Raw genomic sequence first — 17,517 nt, 5'->3', positions numbered from 1 at the left:
CTACTCGGTAATGGCCAGCCGCGCGTGCACCGCTGCCACCGCTTCCGCCATGTCCTCGCCGCTGATCTCACGCAGGAAGTCCGCGTCGAGCTCCTCGAAGTCGACCGCTTGAGTCAGGCGCATATCACGGTATTGCTCCGCGGCCTCCACCATTTGTCGTGCATAACGTCCGTTGCCGGCGATGTCCAGCGCGGCTTTGCCGCGTACCGTCCGCTGGCTCAGCAGCTTCGCAGCCTCCAGGAGGTTCTCGGCCGCCTCCACGCTGAGCTCCGAGTCGTTGTTCTTGGCAATGACTTTCGCGATTTCGAGAATCTCCTCGGGGGAGTAGGAGTCGAATTCGATACGGGTGGCGAACCGTGATCGCAGGCCTTCGTTGGTCTCCAGGAGTCTATCGATGTCATTGCTGTAGCCGGCAATAATCACCACAAGACGGTCTCGGTCGTTTTCCATCCGGGCCAGCAGCGTGTCGAGCGCCTCTTGGCCGAACGGGTCGGACCGGCCCTCGCGTTCCTGAACGAGTGTGTAGGCCTCGTCGATGAACAGCACACCGCCCAGGGCGCGGTCGATCGTCTTCGCGGACTTGACCGCAGACTGTCCTTCGTATTCGGCGACGAAATCCTTGCGGGCCGTCTCGATGAGTTTCGGTTCCTGGATGACGCCCAAACCCGCCAGGATGTTGGCCACCACACGCGCGATGGTCGTCTTTCCGGTGCCCGGCGGCCCGGTGAAGATCATGTGCTTGCTCGCCTGCGCGACCTTCATGCCGCGCGCAGCGCGAACTTTGGCCATCTGGGTCGCGGCGCGGTAGCGCTCGACCTGATCCTTGACGCGAGTCAGTCCGATCTGTCGGCGTAGCTCCGTCTCCGCCTCGGCGAGCAGCTTTTCCCGCCCCGAGGTGTCGGCCACGACACTGCCCGCATCCCAGGGGTCTGTCCGGGCGGCGATCTGCTCGGCGCTGGTGGTCGCCAGGCGGTAAGACGGATCCTTGAGTGCCGCAGTCACTTTGGGGCTGGGGTGGGTCGTCTGCAGCCACTCCAGCAGGGCCACCGCGGCTTCTTCGTTGCCCTGGCCGCGGCGGGTCATCGCCAGATACCAGGCGATGGCCTGCGCGCACGCCTCGCCCGCCGGTGAGGAGTTCGCCTCGGTCAGGCGGCGCTCGGCTTCAGTGAACAAACCGAGATTGGCGGCCGCGACCCCATGTGCGACGCCGGCGGCAGCAGCCAGAAATGTGTCGGGCCACTTGCCGGCGGCCCGGACTTCATCGATGACCTCGGTCCAGCGCTGCCCTTCCCCGTAGACCACCGCCTTGGTCCACGACAACAGGTGCTCGGCACCGGCGCTCGGGCTGGCTTCGACGGCCTCCAGGGCATCCGCGTAGTTGCCCGCCGATGCTTCGTTCACCGCGAAACCGATCGTGATCGCCAACGGCGAATTGACCGGATACGTGATGTCGCCGTAGAGGCCGCCGATCGGAACCCGGGCGCCCAGAGCGGTCATCGAGACCTGGGCAGACCCCGACAATTGCCCGAAGTTCTTACGCGAGTACCAGGCCCGGAACAAGGTCACCCGGTCGTTGTCGCCGCACCGGATTCGGCCGACCCATGCGTCGCATGCGCTCTCGTCGTAGTTCGTGATCTCGGTGAACAGGTCAAGCGCCCGGGACTCCGAGACCGGCAGCATGCCGACGGCGCTTTCGAACAGGCCGGCCAGATGCTCGCTCATTTATCGGCGGCGTAGCGCACGGCGAAGACTTCGGCCTGTGCCGTCTCGGCCTGTTCCTCCGTCGGCAACCGCATGCCGGTATCCACGAAGTCACGCAGCAGCTGGGTGCTGTCCAACCCCATGTCGCTGAGTTGTTGCAGCCCGGCGTTCTCGGCGGCACTGTCCATCACGTAGCTACGCTGCCCGGCCAGTCCTTTTTGCCGGGCCAACTCGGCGAGCACGACGATCTCGTCGGCGAGCTCGGCCTCGGTCAAGTTCGTCGCGGTCGGCGACAGTGCGACTCGCTGAGTGCGGCCGTCGATGAGTGCCGACACCGACACCGTCTCGGGAGGGTTGGTCACGGTGAACTGCTGGACGCCGTCCTCTTCGTCTTCTTCGTCGTCGTCGGAGGCCTCGGTTGTGGCGGCGATCGCCTCCAGCTCGGTGTCGGCCTCCTCGGGCTCGGTCGGCGCGTAGGCGTCCAAGGCGTCGGCGGGCGACTCGTCGCTGGTGTCGTCGGCGGCGGAGAAGTCCAGGGCGTCGCCGGAATCGTGGCCGTCGTCGGATCCGGACTGGTAGGAGGAGAAGTCCAAGGCGGAGAGATCGTCGTGCTCATCATGCTGGGACATGGGATCCATCTTTCATCGGTAGCGGCGGAAATCAGCCTCGGTACGAGGCGTGGGTGTGGTCGGTGTGCGCGGCTTCGTCATCTGAAGTGTGATCGAGCCAGGCGCGCGCGGGGAGGAATTCCAGCAGTCCGTCGAGTGTCCGTTGCAGATTCTCCTGGGAACCAGGCAGAAAACTTCCGTACAGCTCACCGTGAACGCGGCGGGGCAGCGACACCAGTCGGCCCAGCGGCGAGTCGAGGACGCCCGCAGCGACCTCGGTGTGGGTGCAGGTGCCGCCGGAGTGACGCTCGCTGGCGATGATCTCCACCCAGCTATCCGGGTTGCCGACGATCTCGGCGTAAACGCGGGCGGTGGCGGGCGCGATGCCGAGGTTGGCCAGGTGCGCCGCGGTGGTGCATTCGGCCAGTTCGCTTGCCACGCCGGTCAGCGGTTCGACGTTGGCCGGCGTCGCCGGGCCCAGCACGGCGGTCACCATGCCCGCCAGACCCACTTGCGCCGCCACCAGCTGCAGCGCGATCAGCTCGCCGTGCCGAGCCGCGATGACATGACGATCGCCCTTGCGGCACACCGCAAAACGCACCATCACTCCCCCGCCCATATCGCGGCGCCACCACCGGCCTTCCAGTGTCCGGTCGGGCCTGCTGAGCGTGTCGATGATGGCCGCCACCGTCGGGTGGGGCTGACCCAGTTCGTTCAGCACCCCTTGCTCGGTGAGGTCCTTCTCCACCTGTTCCCAGACAAGTTTGCGCAAGTCGTCTTGCGGGATGTTGTGCCGGATCCCAAGCGCCGTAGGGAATTCGATCAGCTGCAACCGGTCGGCGATCACCAGCATGCCGTCGATGGTCACCTCGACGCCGACTACGTCGTCAACAAGACCGGCGCGGCCGGCGGCAAGGGGACCGGACGACATTATTTGTCGAGGAGTTGCTTGTTGAGATTGCCGGCCAGCTCGCTGTCGACACCCTGATACGCTGACTTGGCTGTGCGCAGCTTTGCGGCCATCAGGAGACTGGCGTCTCCCAGGGCCTTGCCCGCGGTCCTGCGGATGCCCTCGATGGTGTCGAAGGCCCCATTGGAGCACCCGCTGATGACGCCGTGCGTGAGCCAGCAGTTGCTTCCGGTGCCATTGAGGGCGTCGGCCCCCGCTTGGGCATCCTTCTGTGCGGCTTCCTGTTTGGTCGCCAGCGTCTCGAGGATCGCTGGTGAGACGAGTAGATTTGCCATTGGTCGGTCTCCTTAACGTTTGATTTTTCGCGCTATGGCGTTGGCCCGCTGCGTTTTTGACGTGCGAGTGCTATTACAGGACGCGTTCGCGGCCGGCTGCTGCCGGAGCGGCGGCCGGTGCCGCCGCAGGCGCCGCGGCATCGACGGGCGCACGCTCGGCGCCGCCGTCTTTACCAGCTGCGGCACCTGCTTCAGCGTCCCTCTTGGCGTCGTCTTCCTTCTTCTTCTTGTCCTCGTCGTCCTTGACGTCGCTGACGTCCTGAGCCGCGGCCGGGGCGGCGGCTGCCGCGGGAGCGGCGCCCTTGGCGGACTGGGCGAGCGACTGGATTTGTTGCATGCCCTGGCCGAGGGTCTGGCCGACCGTGCTGAGCCCCTGCGACGCCTGCCCGATCTGAGCCAGGCTGGGCGGGGTGAACGCCGCCGGGGCGGGAGTCGTCTTGTCGCCCTTGGCCGGTGCATCCTTCTTGGTGTCCGACGTTTTCGCTGCGGCGGCTTTGTCGCTCGAGGACTCCAACAGCGCCTTCTGCTCCGGCGAAACCTTGTCGCCCGCTTCGGCGGCCAGCTTGTTGACAGACTTCCCGGAGGACGCGAACGAGTAGTCCGTCAGGCCGTCGGAGACGGCGCGGAAGCCGGACAGCTGCGACGAGGTGTCCGTCACAACCTTGCCGTCGATCTTGTCGAAGGTGCCCGCCAGCTGCGTGCCCACATCCTTGCCCAGCTGGACGTATTGCTGACCCAAGCTCGCGCACTGGTTGGAGATGCCCATCGAACTGGACAGGGTCAGCATCTCGACGACGAAGACTGCCGCGCAGCACGCGAAAGCGGCGACGATCTGCCACGCCTGCGATATACCCGGACCCGCGACCGGGATCAGGTAGAGGGCCAGGGCGATACCCGCGGCGGCGGTCAGTACGGCCACGTTCACCGTGCAGCACAGGTGTGCCTGCTTGACCTCGCCGGCCTGCTTGCTCAGGTAGCCCTTGAGGGTCTGGTCGTAGGTCTTGAACGTGTCGACGAAACCCTTGAGCGTGTTGACCTGGTTGATGTAGGCCGTCGCCGCGGCGCCGCTCCAGTCCCGCGGATCCGGAATGGCGCCGGGGTCCAAGTCCTTGAGGAACAGGTTCAGTTTGTCCGCCGCGGTCGATACGGCCGAACCCGAGTTGGGGGATCCAAATCCGTTGAGCAAGTCAACGACTGTGACGGCCAACGCGGCGGCATCGACAATGGCCGTCGGCGTCGGCAGTACTTTGGTACCGCTTTCTTTCAACGCCTTTGCCAGAACCGCGTTCTGCTTGCCGGCGTAGATCATCCCTTTACCGAGGATCGTGGCGGCGCTCGCACCAAGGTTGGCCCAGTCGCCAGACGAGGCGGCAGTCACGCCAGATCCGAAACTCTTCACGCACGTCGCTAAATCCGTTGCCCCGTTAAGCCAAGCCACGTCGGTGTTTCCCTTCAAGCTCGCAGATCCTGTGCACCGATCCGGTGCACGGTAGAACGAGCCTAACAGCGCTCAGAGCGGGTCCAGTGCACGAATTTTTCGGCTAGGCAACAGCTTCCACCACCCGGCGTTCGGCCGCCACGGTAAACATTGCGGCGAGGTTGCCACAAAGCGAACAATTAGGTGTGTGGCACCGCCGGTGGCCCGCTGAAGTCAGTTGATGTGGCCTATCAAAGTTTCGATCGCGGCCGTTACATGCGCAGGTAAAGGCTCGTCGTCCTCCGCGCGCACAATCATTTCTTCGTCGACGCCGGCGGCTTGTGCAATCTCCAGTGTCGAAAGGTTGGCCCGGCGCCGGGCCGCGTACAAGCGTTGCGCCAGCGGGGCGTCCGGAGCGTTGGCCCCGAGCGTCATCAATTCGTCGCGGTGCCGGCGAACCGCACTCAGCGCCTTTATCAATTCCGGGGTAATTTGGCTGATCCTGGTGGCCCGGACCGCGATCGTCTCGAGCTGCCGCAGATCGGCGAGGATGGGCGCCGAGCGCTCGGTGAACTCGGGATCCTCGGCCGGCGGCAACGCGGAGATGGCCAGACTGCATCCGTCCACGGCGGCGACGACCGCCTGAGCGATCAGCGATGCCGCGCCGTGACCCCCGGGGTCCTCGGCCGCCGCCGGACCGTCGAGCGGCACGGCCTGAGAGGCGGTGTCATCCGCCGCGACCGGTTCCCCATGGCGGATCCGGTCGATGGTTCCGGCAGGCCACTGCAGGACTTCCTCGAGTTTCGCGCGGGTCCGTTCGCGCGGCCAACTGCGGCCCTTTTCGAACGCAATCAGCGCGCCGGCGTTGATGATCCCGTCCGACGCGAGGCTGCGCTGGCTGATGTCGAGTTCGCGACGGCGGGCGGCGGCTGCGGCTCCGGCGCGAACCACGCCCGGATCCAGATCGATTGGCGCGATGTTGTCCCCCTGCTCATCGGAATCGCTAACCTTCTGTGGATCAACGGATTTCGGCGGCCTGACGACTTCAAACGTCAGGGCTTTCCCCGCTGTGGGGTCCCCGAACCGGACGATCGTCTTGTCGGTGATCGTCACGGAGGTCGTCCGTAATCCGTCGACGAACATGCCGCTCGGGCTGCTGTCGACGATGCGCCACTGTCCATCGGTGGTTTCGGCCCGCAAGTGCTCCTGCGAGAGCTGAGGATCATCGATTTGCACACCGGCCTGAGGTTCGCGGCCGATGGTCACCACGCCGCGCCCGGGGTCGATCGCGTGCGATGTGTCGCCGCTGTGCACCACCAGCAGAGCTGGGCGGGCAGTCGAGGCGGCGCTGGACATCGTCGGTGATTCCTCGCTCACTATTTGCGCGGCGGCGGGCGGTCCGCCAGCAGGAGTTTAACTGCTGCACCCGTCAAATTCTATCGCGCCGCTACAGTTCTACGTCAAGTTGTTACGGAATCGGCCCGCGCACGGCGCCTCGGAGTAACCACCGCGCAACCGCATCACCGCTACAGTTTGAGACTCCACCCGGCCGATATCGGCCACGGCGTCCCCGCGTCCGGGAGTATGACCTGGTTGGCTCCACCATTGAGGCACCGTTTCGCCACCGTTTTCCGCCAGTTCAGCCAGGTGAAGCCTGCGGCGCGTGAAATATGGGCCGAAGCGCCTGCGTGCAGGCCCGAAAGGAAACAAAGCATCAAACTGTTGCATCGCGATGGTTAGTGCTATACCCTTTCGAGTCATAGGACGCAGAACTGCAACGCTTTCTGGAGGAACGTAGCGATGACCGCAACAACCCTGTACAACATCCCGTTGGGCGCGTGCACCCAGGACCCGGACCGCTGGACGACCGCTCCCGACGACGAGGCCAAGGCCCTGTGCCGGGCTTGCCCCCGCCGCTGGATGTGTGCCCGCGATGCCGTCGAGTCAGCCGGTGCCGAGGGCCTGTGGGCCGGCGTCGTGATTCCCGAGTCGGGCCGCCCGCGCGCCTTCGCCCTGAACCAGTTACGGTCGCTAGCCGAGCGCAACGGATACCCGGTGCGCGAGACCGCCAAATCGGCCTAACGCCGGCCTCCTGAGGCGTCCGCAGTTGAACAACGCCCGGGACCGGAGTGGAAACAGTTGAGCGGCTCCATCTTTGGAGCGCCCCCTCGGTAGCCCGGACCGGCGAATGGACAGCGCGAGAACCAGCCACGGTTCTCGCGCTGTCTTGCATCTCACGCCGGATCGAAGCGAAAGACGCAGACCCGCCCCGCCAGCGCCTCGAATTCGTCGGACGTCCCGTCGCGCACCATTCCCGAACGTTTGGCGAACGACACCCCAACGGGCACCTTCTTCGGAAACTCACGCAGCACCGGACGCGCCTGTTCGGCCGTCAGTTCGACAATCCTGACCTCGCGGGATCGTCGGCCCCGGGCCAGGGTGCCGGCACCCGCGGCCCGGGCGTTCGCCGCCCAGTCCGCGCCCGGGTAGCCCGCGACGACATAGAGGCCACCCTGAAATTCAAACGGCGTCATCGGGGTGCTGCGCGGTTGACCGGACTTGCGGCCGGGCACGGTGAGTACCATGGCGGGCCCGGTCGGTATCCCCAGTTTCTGCACCGCCATCATCACCTTGTTCATCGGCTTGAGGTAGCGCGGCGGCTGTGGTTCGGACATGTCTGAATCTCCTTTTCTGGGATCTAGCCCGTGTACAGGTCTCGGTGCTCGGACACCCACTGCGCGAAGGACTGTGGTGCCCGGCCGAGGATCTTCTCCGCGTCGTGCGTGACAAGTGCCGGGTGGTCCAGCGTTTCGGCGAGCATGGCCGTATACGCGTCGCCGAACTCGGCGCCGAAACCCAAATCGATGAAGCGTTGCCGCACTGCCTGCGCCGGAATCTCGCGGTAGTGCAGTCGGCGCCCCAGCACCGTGCCGATGATCCCCACCAGTTCCGCGTTGGTCAGCGCCTGGGGACCGGTCAACGGAACCCGTTGACCGACAAGCTCATCGCTGAGCAGAGCGCGAGCCGCGACAGCCGCGATGTCGCTCTCGACGATCGGAGCGGTCGATGCCGCGGCATACGGCCCGGCTACCACATCGCCGGCGCGGATCTGTGCGGCCCACATCCCGGCGAAGTTCGTCGCGAAGACCGTGGGCCGCAGGCTCACCCATGCCAGGCCCGAGCCGACGGCCAGCTGCTCGACCTCGCGGTTGCGGTCGCCGCGAAAGCGCGACGGCTGTCGTGAGAAGTCGTCATCGACGTTGATCGCCGACAGCGCAACCAGTTTGGTGACTCCTACGCGCCGGCATTCGGCCACGACGTCGGCGAGAGTTTCGCCGAGCGCGCGCGAGTTCAAGAAAACCGCCGAGGCCCCCCGCAGCGCTTCGCCCGCTGAATCGAGCACCTCGACGGGCGAGCGAAAGCCGGCGGTGTTCGGGGTGCGGGTCACGGCGCGCACCCGTGCGCCCGCGGCGACGAGGTCGGCAACGAGGGGGCGTCCGACATTGCCGGTCGCCCCGGTTACGACGATGGTCATGGTGTTCCTCCTGAAAGGTCGAAGATCTTCCTCAACGACGGGCGCGACGGCGGGAAAGTTACAGTCGGTAGACGTAACTTTTTCCGGCACCAGATCGTCGATGTGTTATGAACCAGTCGCGGCCGCCAACGGACCAGCTCACCGATGCTTGGCGTCGTCACCGCCCCTACCTGGTCAATCTCGGGTATCAAATCCTCGGTGACGTCGGCGACGCCGAAGATGTTGCGCAAGAAGCTTTTCTGCGGCTGTCGCGGACCGGGACCGACGAAGTCGACGACATCCGTGGCTGGCTCACCGTCGTCACGAGCCGGCTCTGCCTCGACCAGGTGCGCTCGGCGCGAATGCGCTACGAGCGGTTGAGCGAGCCCGACCGTGGCGATCCCGGCGCCGAAGTCGCCGAGTCGCGCAGCCTGGACCCGGCGGATCGGGTCACCCTGGACGACGAGGTCCGCGCCGCGTTGATGGAAGTCTTGCGACGGCTCAGCCCCGGCGAACGCGTCGCGTTCGTATTACACGACGTGTTCGGTGTCCCGTTCGAGACGATCGCCGAAACTGTGGGACGGCCGGTCGGCACCTGCCGTCAGCTGGCGCGGCGCGCCCGCTCGAAATTCACTGCGGCACAGCCCAAGGCCACTGAAGTAGCCCCCGCCGAGCACCAGCTGGTCACCGAGAAATTCATCACCGCCTGCGCCAACGGCGACATCGCCGCGCTGACCGCCGTCCTGGACCCGACGGTCTGGGGTGTGGGCACCGTCCTTGCCGACCCGGCGCCGCCGCCGCAGATCAACCATGGTCCGGATGCGGTGGCCACCAACCTGATGCGCTATCTGGGGCCGGGCGTCACCCTGGTCAGTGGTCCCGCCGGGCAACCGGTGGTACTCGCCTTCGCCGAGCGCCGGCTTTTCGCCGCCATCGTGTTGACCATGCGCGGTGCCCTCGTCACCAAGATCGAGGCGATCGCCGACCCGTCGGCGCGGATCGCGGCCAGCTGAAGCGCGACGGGTCAGCTCGCCCGCTCGGGGCTCCTCCCGAAAAACTCGGCGATCAGCGCGGTGGCCTGCAACAACTTACGGCGGGTGGGGCGGCCCATCTCGTGCGTCACGTCGATGACGCCGCCGGGGCGCAGGTGAGGGTCGTAGGGGACCTCGACCACCGGCTGTCCGTGGTCGACGAACTCGCGGGCCAGCAGCGCCCGGGTGCGCTTGTCGGCGTGCCCGTCGGAGTCGTTGAGCACCACGATCGTGTTGTGCAGCAACTCGGTCATGCCCTGATCCGACAGCCATTCCATGGTCCGGGCGGCCGCGGACGCCCCATCGGCCCACGGCGAGGACACCACGATCAGCGCATCCAGGTCGCGCAGCACTTCCTGGGTAACCGGTGAATCCATCGTCGAGCCGCAGTCGATGACCGAGATCGTGAAATAGCGATCTAGCCGCGACGCGGCCTCCCGGTAGATCGCGGGATCGAGCACGCGGCGTGGACCGGACGCCGGTTCACCGGCGAGCACATGCAGGCCCACCGCGTTGCGGCCCACTCGCTGCGCCACGTCGGTGAAGGTCTCGAGGTTTTTGTCGGCGGTCAATTCCCAGAACGAACTCGTCGACCGCGGATCGATCCGGCTGCTCAACCGGCCGAAGGCGGTATCGGCGTCGATCGCTACCACGTGGTCTTGCCCGCGACGGAGCTCGGCGAACAGCGACCCGACGCTGGCGGCGACGGAGGTCTTTCCGACACCGCCCTTACCCACGACGCCGACCTTGTGCTTGCCGCGGAAGCCGGTGCGGATGGTGGTTTCGAATTGGGCGTCTTGCTGTTGTGCGGGCGACGGACCCAGTTTGACGAGGCCAAAGGTGAGCAGCCGAAGGATGCGTCGCCACCCGGTGTCGGGCAGTTCGGGCCTGCCGGTGGGCACCAGGGCACCGTCGGGTGCCGGGATGACGGGCGGCGGAGTGGAAGCCGGCCGCACGGGTGGCCCGGCGGGCCGCGCCGGAGGTGGGGAGGCGACCTGCTGGCGCGGCTGCTCCACGGGCGGCTGACGCGGAGGTGGCGGCCCGGCGGGGGGCCGTGGCTGGGGCGGCTGCGGTGGCCGCGGTGGAAACGACGGCGGCGGTCCGGGTGGCCGCGGAGGCGGGGGAACTGCTGGGGGCGGTGCGCTTCGCTGGCGATTGGGAGGGGGACCGGCGGGGGTGCCGGGCCGGTCGGGCTGCAGACGGTCCCGCAGGAATTCGTCGCGCTCGTTCATGGGCTCCTCGGTGCCGGGCGATCGATCGTGGCGCGCTGGGCCGGCATCGGCCCAGTATCTCCCCGCGCGCCCCTCATTTGTATCGCGCAAACTCGGTCGGCCCCAACGCGGTGCCGGTGTGACGGCCGGGGTCCCCGGCGCGCATGCCGGCGCGCAATACGGGCGGCATGGCTGCCTCGCCTTATCGAGATCGTCCGCACGGATGCGCGCGCGCAGTGTGATCATGGCCATCCCGGCGCGATCCGAAGGCCGGGGTCACAGCAAACCCGAATAGGTGGCCGGGGCGGCGACCGGCTGTTTCGGGTCTGTGCTGTCGCGGGGGGATTGTCGGCGGTTAAAGCACATTTGCCCCGGTCATCGATCGTCGCCGCAGCGAATTTACGTTGGCGCTACCCGGCGGGTTAGACTTGGCCAAGTTGGCATGTCAGGCGGTTTTTGTCATATCGTTTTACGACTTGTCGAGACCGGGTACACGCCACCGTTCAGCGCCGCACGGACGATTCCCCCATCGGACCATTTTCCGCCTGGGAGACAGCCTATCGACAAGACCGAAGGGGCCGGCTCGCAACCTCCGGGTGCAGCCCCATCGGAGCCAATAAAACGGCCGCGCAGCAGGTTCTGGTGAAGAGGCAGGTGCATATGACGCCCAAGCGCGTTGGGTTGTATAACCCCGCGTTCGAGCACGATTCGTGCGGGGTTGCCATGGTCGTCGACATGCACGGCCGACGGAGCCGCGACATCGTCGACAAGGCGATCACCGCACTGGTCAACCTCGAGCATCGTGGCGCCCAGGGCGCCGAGCCGCGCAGCGGTGACGGCGCGGGCATCCTGATTCAGGTCCCGGACGCATTCCTGCGCGACGTCGTGGACTTCGAGCTCCCCGCGCCGGGCAGCTATGCCACCGGTATCGCGTTTCTGCCGCAATCGTCCAAGGATGCCGCGGCCGCGTGTGCCGCCGTGGAGAAGATCGCCGAATCCGAGGGCTTGACGGTGCTGGGCTGGCGCAATGTGCCCACCGACGACTCGTCGCTGGGGGCGCTGTCCCGCGACGCGATGCCCACCTTCCGGCAGGTGTTCATGACCGGCGCTTCCGACATGACGCTGGAACGCCGTTGCTACGTCGTGCGCAAGCGCGCCGAGCACGAACTCGGTACCAAGGGCCCTGGCCAAGACGGGCCCGGCCGCGAAACCGTGTATTTCCCAAGCCTTTCCGGCCAGACAATGGTCTACAAGGGCATGCTGACAACCCCGCAGCTCAAGGCTTTTTACCTTGACCTGCAAGACGACCGGATGACCAGCGCACTGGGCATCGTGCACTCCCGCTTCTCGACCAACACCTTCCCGTCCTGGCCGCTGGCGCATCCGTTCCGGCGTATCGCCCACAACGGCGAGATCAACACCGTCACCGGAAACGAGAACTGGATGCGCGCCCGCGAGGCGCTGATAAAGACCGACATCTTCGGGTCGGTCGACGATCTGGAGAAGTTGTTCCCGATCTGCACCCCGGGCGCGTCTGATACCGCGCGCTTCGACGAGGCGCTGGAATTGTTACACCTGGGCGGACGCAGCCTGCCGCACGCGGTGCTGATGATGATTCCGGAGGCCTGGGAGCGCAACGAGACTATGGACCCGGCGCGGCGCGCGTTCTACGAGTACCACGCGTCGCTGATGGAACCGTGGGACGGCCCGGCATCGATGACGTTTACCGACGGCACCGTCGTGGGCGCGGTGCTGGACCGCAATGGCCTTCGCCCGTCCCGCATTTGGGTCACCAAAGACGGTTTGGTGGTGATGGCGTCCGAGGCGGGTGTCTTGGACCTGGACCCGTCGACGGTGGTGCAGCGGATGCGCCTGCAGCCGGGCCGGATGTTCCTGGTGGACACCACCCAGGGCCGCATCGTCTCGGACGAGGAGATCAAGGCCGAGCTGGCCGCCGAGCACCCGTATCAGGAGTGGCTCGACAAGAACCTGGTGCCGCTCGAGTCATTGCCACAGGGCGAGTACGTGCGGATGGCGCACGATCGACTTGTCATGCGGCAGTTGGCCTTTGGCTACACCTATGAGGAGCTAAACCTGCTAGTGGCGCCGATGGTGCGCACCGGCGCGGAGCCGATCGGGTCGATGGGCACCGATACCCCGGTCGCGGTGCTTTCGCAGCGCCCCCGGATGCTCTACGACTACTTCCACCAGTTGTTCGCCCAGGTGACCAACCCGCCGCTGGACGCTATCCGCGAAGAGGTGGTGACCAGTTTGCAGGGCACCACCGGTGGTGAGCGCGACCTGCTCAGCCCGGACGAATACTCGTGTCACCAGATCATGCTGCGACAGCCGATTCTGCGTAACCACGAGCTGGCCAAGCTGATCAACCTGAATCCCGATGACCCGATCAACGGGCACCCACATGGCATGCGCTCCAAGGTGATTCGCTGTCTGTACCCGGTCGCCGAGGGTGGCGCCGGGCTGGCATCCGCACTGGAAGAGGTGCGTGCGCAGGCGTCGGCCGCGATCGCCGATGGCGCCCGGGTGATCATTCTGTCCGACCGCGATTCCAGTGAGCAGATGGCACCGATACCGTCGCTGCTCGCCGTCGCCGGGGTGCACCACCACCTGGTGCGCGATCGGACCCGCACCCATGTGGGTCTGGTCGTCGAATCCGGTGATGCCCGCGAGGTGCACCACATGGCGATGCTGATCGGCTGCGGCGCGGCCGCGGTCAACCCGTACCTCGCGTTCGAATCGATCGAGGACATGCTCGACCGCGGTGTGATCGACGGGATCGACCGCGACAAGGCGCTGAACAACTACGTCAAGGCCGCCGGCAAGGGCGTGCTGAAAGTCATGTCCAAGATGGGCATTTCGACGCTGGCCTCCTACACCGGCGCCCAGCTGTTCCAGGCCATCGGGATCTCCGAGGACGTGCTCGACGAGTACTTCACCGGGCTGGTCTGCCCGACCGGCGGCATCACGCTGGACGACATCGCCACCGACGTCGCCGTGCGGCACGATCTGGCCTATCTGGACCGGCCGGACGAGCGCGCGCACCGCGAACTCGAGGTCGGTGGGGACTACCAGTGGCGCCGGGAGGGTGAGTACCACCTGTTCAACCCGGAGACCGTGTTCAAGCTGCAGCACGCCACCCGCACCGGGCAGTACAAGATCTTCAAGGACTACACCCGCCTGGTAGACGACCAGAGCGAGCGGATGGCGTCGTTGCGCGGACTGCTGAAGTTCCGCGGCGACGTGCGACCCCCGGTTCCGCTGGACGAGGTCGAACCCGCCAGCGAGATCGTCAAACGGTTCTCGACCGGGGCGATGAGCTACGGCTCGATCTCCGCCGAGGCGCACGAGACGCTCGCCATCGCGATGAACCGCCTGGGTGGGCGATCCAACAGCGGTGAGGGTGGCGAGGACGTCAAGCGTTTCGATCCCGATCCCAACGGGGATTGGCGCCGCAGCGCGATCAAGCAGGTCGCGTCGGCGCGGTTCGGCGTCACATCGCACTACCTGACCAACTGCACCGACATTCAGATCAAGATGGCCCAGGGCGCCAAACCCGGTGAGGGCGGCCAACTTCCGGGGCACAAGGTGTACCCGTGGGTGGCAGAGGTCCGGCACTCCACGCCCGGCGTCGGCCTGATCTCGCCGCCGCCGCACCACGACATCTATTCGATCGAGGATCTTGCGCAGTTAATCCACGACCTGAAGAACTCCAACCCCTCGGCGCGCGTGCACGTCAAGCTGGTCTCCGAGAACGGCGTCGGCACGGTGGCGGCGGGTGTGTCCAAGGCACACGCCGACGTGGTGCTGATCTCCGGCCACGACGGCGGCACCGGTGCCACGCCGCTCACGTCGCAGAAGCACGCGGGTGCTCCGTGGGAGCTGGGTCTGGCCGAGACGCAGCAGACCTTGCTGCTCAACGGATTACGTGACCGGATCGTCGTCCAGGTGGACGGACAACTCAAGACCGGCCGCGACGTGATGATCGGCGCGCTGCTGGGCGCCGAGGAGTTCGGCTTCGCCACCGCACCGCTGGTCGTCGCGGGCTGCATCATGATGCGGGTCTGCCACCTCGACACCTGCCCGGTCGGTGTGGCGACCCAGAATCCGGTGCTGCGGGATCGCTTCACCGGCAAGCCGGAGTTCGTCGAGAACTTCTTCATGTTCATTGCCGAAGAAGTCCGGGAGTACATGGCGCAGTTGGGCTTCCGCACCTTCAACGAGGCCGTCGGCCAAGTGGGGTCGCTGGACACCACGCTGGCGCGTGCGCACTGGAAGGCGCACAAGCTGGACCTGGCCCCGGTGCTGCACGAGCCGGAGTCCGCGTTCATGAACCAGGACCTGTATTGCAGCTCGCGTCAGGACCACGGCCTGGACAAGGCGCTGGATCAGCAGTTGATCGTGATGAGCCGCGAGGCGCTGGATTCGGGTAAACCGGTCCGGTTCTCCACCACCATCAGCAACGTCAACCGTACGGTGGGCACCATGCTCGGTCACGAGCTGACGAAAGCCTATGGCGGCCAAGGCTTGCCGGACGGAACGATCGACATCACCTTCGACGGCTCTGCGGGCAACAGCTTCGGCGCCTTTGTGCCCAAGGGCATCACCTTGCGGGTGTACGGCGACGCCAACGACTACGTAGGCAAGGGTCTGTCTGGCGGCCGGATCGTGGTGCGGCCGTCGGACAATGCGCCGGTGGACTACGTCGCCGAGGAAAACATCATCGGCGGCAACGTGATCCTGTTCGGCGCCACCAGCGGTGAGGCCTTCCTGCGCGGCGTGGTCGGCGAGCGGTTCGCGGTCCGTAACTCCGGCGCGCACGCCGTGGTCGAGGGTGTTGGCGATCACGGTTGCGAGTACATGACCGGCGGCCGGGTGGTGATTCTCGGCCACACCGGGCGTAACTTCGCGGCCGGTATGTCCGGCGGTGTGGCCTACGTCTACGACCCCGGCGAGGTACTGCCGCAGAACCTGAACACCGAGATGGTGGATCTGGAGACGCTCGACTCCGATGACGTCGAGTTCCTGCACGGCATCATCCAGGCACATGTCGATGCGACGGACTCCGCGGTTGGCCAGCGGGTTCTGGCCGACTGGCACTCCCAGCAAAGGCATTTCGCCAAGGTGATGCCCCGGGACTACAAGAAGGTGTTGCAGGCGATCGCCCAAGCTGAGCGCGACGGTGTCGATGTCGACAAGGCGATTATGGCGGCGGCGCATGGCTGATCCAACTGGCTTCCTGAAATACACACATCGGGAGCTGCCGCAACGCCGGCCTGTCCCGCTGCGGTTGAAGGACTGGAACGAGGTCTACCAGGAATTCAACGACGACACCCTGCGCGAACAGGCGACTCGTTGCATGGACTGCGGTATTCCCTTCTGCCACAACGGTTGTCCGCTGGGCAACCTGATTCCGGAGTGGAATGACCTGGTACGCCGCGGCCGGTGGCGCGACGCGATCGAGCGGCTGCACGCCACCAACAACTTCCCCGACTTCACCGGCCGGCTGTGTCCGGCACCGTGCGAGCCGGCATGTGTGCTGGGCATCAACCAGGACCCGGTCACGATCAAACAGATCGAACTGGAGATCATCGACCACGCCTTCGACAAGGGCTTTGTCGAGCCGAAGCCGCCGACCAAGCTGACCGGCAAGACGGTTGCCGTAATCGGTTCGGGCCCGGCGGGTTTGGCCGCCGCCCAGCAGCTCACCCGCGCGGGACACAGCGTCACCGTCTTCGAGCGGGCCGACCGCATCGGCGGATTGCTGCGCTACGGCATTCCGGAATTCAAGATGGAAAAGCGCGTCCTCGACCGGCGGCTGGACCAGATGCGGGCCGAGGGAACCGAATTCCGGGCCGGCGTCAATGTCGGAGTCGACATCACCGCGCAGCAGCTGCTCGCCGACTTCGACGCGGTGGTGTTGGCCGGCGGTGCCACCGCCTGGCGGGACCTGCCGATCCCAGGGCGTGAATTAGACGGCATCCACCAGGCAATGGAGTACCTGCCGTGGGGTAACCGCGTGCAAGAGGGCGACGACGTGCTGGGCCCCGACGGGCAGCCACCGATCACCGCCAAAGGCAAGAAGGTCGTCATCATCGGCGGCGGCGACACCGGCGCCGACTGCCTGGGCACTGCGCACCGGCAGGGCGCGGCCAGCGTGCACCAGTTCGAGATCATGCCGCGGCCACCCGAGGCGCGCGCCGAGTCCACGCCGTGGCCGACCTATCCGCTGATGTATCGGGTCTCGTCGGCCCACGAAGAGGGCGGCGAGCGGGTTTTCTCGGTCAACACCGAGGAGTTCGTCGGCCAGGACGGGCACGTGAGCGCGCTCAAGGTCCACGAAGTGCAGATGCAGGACGGCAAGTTCGTCAAGGTCGAGGGATCGGATTTCGAACTCGAGGCGGACGTCGTGTTCCTGGCGATGGGCTTCGTCGGTCCGGAGAAGGCGGGTCTGCTCACCGACCTCGACGTGAAGTTCACCGAGCGCGGCAACGTCGCGCGCGGCGCCGATTACGAGACCTCGGTGCCCGGCGTCTACGTTGCCGGAGACATGGGCCGGGGCCAGTCGCTGATCGTCTGGGCGATCGCCGAAGGCAGGGCCGCGGCGGCGGGTGTGGACCGGTATTTGATGGGGTCAACCGCCCTTCCGGCGCCGATCAAGCCGACGGCCGTACCGCTTCAATAGTCACACCAGTCACACCAGAAACACGCCGGTATTTGTTCGGCGAGTCTCCCGTAGTTTGCCAGCGTGCAGGTGTCTAATAACGGCTTG

13 protein-coding genes are annotated in these 17,517 nt (G+C 66.2%); 4 read left to right on the top strand and 9 right to left on the bottom strand.

The features are described 5' to 3' along the window. The 6 genes from eccA to espM all read right to left on the bottom strand — a co-directional run bounded on the left by eccA (position 1) and on the right by espM (position 6,327). Positions 1-1,722: a type VII secretion AAA-ATPase EccA gene (gene eccA / locus MJO58_RS27220; RefSeq protein WP_090597897.1), complete on the bottom strand. Its 1,722-nt coding sequence runs from the start codon at positions 1,720-1,722 to the stop codon at positions 1-3. Next, positions 1,719-2,330: a hypothetical protein gene (locus tag MJO58_RS27215; RefSeq protein WP_239721548.1), complete on the bottom strand. Its 612-nt coding sequence runs from the start codon at positions 2,328-2,330 to the stop codon at positions 1,719-1,721. The genes eccA and MJO58_RS27215 overlap by 4 nt, the downstream gene beginning before the upstream one ends. 31 nt (positions 2,331-2,361) lie before the next feature. Next, complete coding sequence (locus MJO58_RS27210) at positions 2,362-3,240, bottom strand: ESX secretion-associated protein EspG (RefSeq protein ID WP_090597893.1); 879 nt, start codon at positions 3,238-3,240, stop codon at positions 2,362-2,364. Then, positions 3,240-3,554 carry an ESX-1 secretion-associated protein gene (locus tag MJO58_RS27205; RefSeq protein ID WP_090597891.1) on the bottom strand — a complete coding sequence of 105 codons (315 nt, stop codon included), beginning with the start codon at positions 3,552-3,554 and terminating at the stop codon, positions 3,240-3,242. Before MJO58_RS27205 ends, MJO58_RS27210 begins: the two co-directional genes overlap by 1 nt. A gap of 73 nt (positions 3,555-3,627) precedes the next feature. Beyond that, positions 3,628-4,932: an EspA/EspE family type VII secretion system effector gene (locus MJO58_RS27200; protein ID WP_090597889.1), complete on the bottom strand. Its 1,305-nt coding sequence runs from the start codon at positions 4,930-4,932 to the stop codon at positions 3,628-3,630. A gap of 273 nt (positions 4,933-5,205) precedes the next feature. Then, the gene (espM, locus tag MJO58_RS27195; RefSeq protein ID WP_090597887.1) at positions 5,206-6,327 is read right to left on the bottom strand and encodes an ESX-1 type VII secretion system transcriptional regulator EspM; all 1,122 of its coding nucleotides are present in this window, start codon (positions 6,325-6,327) and stop codon (positions 5,206-5,208) included. A 444-nt stretch (positions 6,328-6,771) separates the two neighbouring features. On the opposite strand from espM, the gene MJO58_RS27190 reads away from it, so the two are divergent. Then, positions 6,772-7,053 carry a WhiB family transcriptional regulator gene (locus MJO58_RS27190; protein ID WP_090597885.1) on the top strand — a complete coding sequence of 94 codons (282 nt, stop codon included), beginning with the start codon at positions 6,772-6,774 and terminating at the stop codon, positions 7,051-7,053. Between the two features lie 152 nt (positions 7,054-7,205). On the opposite strand, the gene MJO58_RS27185 is transcribed toward MJO58_RS27190, so the two are convergent. Next, a complete protein-coding gene (locus MJO58_RS27185) occupies positions 7,206-7,646 on the bottom strand; it encodes a nitroreductase family deazaflavin-dependent oxidoreductase (protein WP_090597883.1) in 441 nt (146 codons plus the stop codon). 23 nt (positions 7,647-7,669) lie between these two features. After that, positions 7,670-8,506: an NmrA family NAD(P)-binding protein gene (locus MJO58_RS27180; RefSeq protein WP_239721547.1), complete on the bottom strand. Its 837-nt coding sequence runs from the start codon at positions 8,504-8,506 to the stop codon at positions 7,670-7,672. A gap of 107 nt (positions 8,507-8,613) precedes the next feature. On the opposite strand from MJO58_RS27180, the gene sigI reads away from it, so the two are divergent. Continuing rightward, positions 8,614-9,498 (top strand): RNA polymerase sigma factor SigI, encoded by an 885-nt coding sequence (gene sigI / locus MJO58_RS27175; protein ID WP_239721546.1) that lies wholly within the window; start codon positions 8,614-8,616, stop codon positions 9,496-9,498. An 11-nt stretch (positions 9,499-9,509) separates the two neighbouring features. Here the strand turns inward: sigI and MJO58_RS27170 are convergent, their stop codons facing one another. After that, the gene (locus MJO58_RS27170) at positions 9,510-10,748 is read right to left on the bottom strand and encodes a MinD/ParA family ATP-binding protein (protein ID WP_239721545.1); all 1,239 of its coding nucleotides are present in this window, start codon (positions 10,746-10,748) and stop codon (positions 9,510-9,512) included. A 639-nt stretch (positions 10,749-11,387) separates the two neighbouring features. Between MJO58_RS27170 and gltB the strand changes: the two genes are divergently transcribed. Beyond that, positions 11,388-15,971: a glutamate synthase large subunit gene (gltB, locus tag MJO58_RS27165; RefSeq protein WP_239721544.1), complete on the top strand. Its 4,584-nt coding sequence runs from the start codon at positions 11,388-11,390 to the stop codon at positions 15,969-15,971. Continuing rightward, entirely contained in the window at positions 15,964-17,430 is a 1,467-nt protein-coding gene (locus tag MJO58_RS27160; RefSeq protein WP_090597876.1) for a glutamate synthase subunit beta, read from the top strand. Before gltB ends, MJO58_RS27160 begins: the two co-directional genes overlap by 8 nt. The last annotated feature ends 87 nt before the right edge of the window (positions 17,431-17,517 follow it).

The sequence above is a fragment of the Mycobacterium lentiflavum genome (assembly GCF_022374895.2).
GTDB lineage: Bacteria > Actinomycetota > Actinomycetes > Mycobacteriales > Mycobacteriaceae > Mycobacterium > Mycobacterium lentiflavum.
This window is presented reverse-complemented; position numbering and strand designations above follow the sequence as displayed.

Coding starts and splice junctions, on each gene's coding strand:
- eccA (WP_090597897.1), bottom strand. CDS start 1,722: ATGAGCGAGCATCTGGCCGGCCTGTTCGAAAGCGCCGTCGGCATGCTG.
- MJO58_RS27215 (WP_239721548.1), bottom strand. CDS start 2,330: ATGTCCCAGCATGATGAGCACGACGATCTCTCCGCCTTGGACTTCTCC.
- MJO58_RS27210 (WP_090597893.1), bottom strand. CDS start 3,240: ATGTCGTCCGGTCCCCTTGCCGCCGGCCGCGCCGGTCTTGTTGACGAC.
- MJO58_RS27205 (WP_090597891.1), bottom strand. CDS start 3,554: ATGGCAAATCTACTCGTCTCACCAGCGATCCTCGAGACGCTGGCGACC.
- espM (WP_090597887.1), bottom strand. CDS start 6,327: ATGTCCAGCGCCGCCTCGACTGCCCGCCCAGCTCTGCTGGTGGTGCAC.
- MJO58_RS27190 (WP_090597885.1), top strand. CDS start 6,772: ATGACCGCAACAACCCTGTACAACATCCCGTTGGGCGCGTGCACCCAG.
- MJO58_RS27185 (WP_090597883.1), bottom strand. CDS start 7,646: ATGTCCGAACCACAGCCGCCGCGCTACCTCAAGCCGATGAACAAGGTG.
- MJO58_RS27180 (WP_239721547.1), bottom strand. CDS start 8,506: ATGACCATCGTCGTAACCGGGGCGACCGGCAATGTCGGACGCCCCCTC.
- sigI (WP_239721546.1), top strand. CDS start 8,614: ATGAACCAGTCGCGGCCGCCAACGGACCAGCTCACCGATGCTTGGCGT.
- MJO58_RS27170 (WP_239721545.1), bottom strand. CDS start 10,748: ATGAACGAGCGCGACGAATTCCTGCGGGACCGTCTGCAGCCCGACCGG.
- gltB (WP_239721544.1), top strand. CDS start 11,388: ATGACGCCCAAGCGCGTTGGGTTGTATAACCCCGCGTTCGAGCACGAT.
- MJO58_RS27160 (WP_090597876.1), top strand. CDS start 15,964: ATGGCTGATCCAACTGGCTTCCTGAAATACACACATCGGGAGCTGCCG.